The organism is Bacillus cereus group sp. N21 (assembly GCF_016483395.1).
In the GTDB taxonomy this organism is placed as follows: Bacteria; Bacillota; Bacilli; order Bacillales; family Bacillaceae_G; genus Bacillus_A; species Bacillus_A pseudomycoides.
Map to the genome: position 1 here is coordinate 1 of NZ_JAEHBX010000250.1, position 419 is coordinate 419.

The following is a 419-nucleotide window of genomic DNA, read 5'->3' on the forward strand; positions in this document are numbered from 1 at the left end:
ATAGTAGATTCCTAGTGAAATCGTATTTTATGCTATAAGTCCAAACACTTGGTGGATGAACTCTTTTTGATTTTGGATAGACTGATTCCGTAAATCAATCTGTCCCTTTTTTATCATATGCATGACTTCAACACCACTCAATATAGAAGTTGCAGTTTTAAATGACTTAAACCCCAACATAGAGCGCACACGTTTCTTAATAAAACGGGGATCTTGTTCCACTATATTATTGAGATACCTAACTTGCCTTATCTTTATGCCTTCGGGCATATGTTTCTCTTCTTTCAACGCTTGAATCGCTACAGGATAGGCAGGGTTTTTATCTACTGTTATCACACGAGTTTTAGAAATGTACGAAAAAGCCAAGGCTTTCTTGAAAAAGCGCTTGGCTGCTTGTTTATCTCTTGATTTACTTAGAT

General features: G+C 36.3%; 1 protein-coding gene. It reads right to left on the reverse strand.

Annotation, left to right across the window (positions count from 1 at the left end):
* Positions 1-27: 27 nt before the first annotated feature.
* The coding region (locus JDS96_RS30720) for a DDE-type integrase/transposase/recombinase (RefSeq protein WP_199669121.1) at positions 28-419 on the reverse strand (392 nt) is incomplete at its 5' end.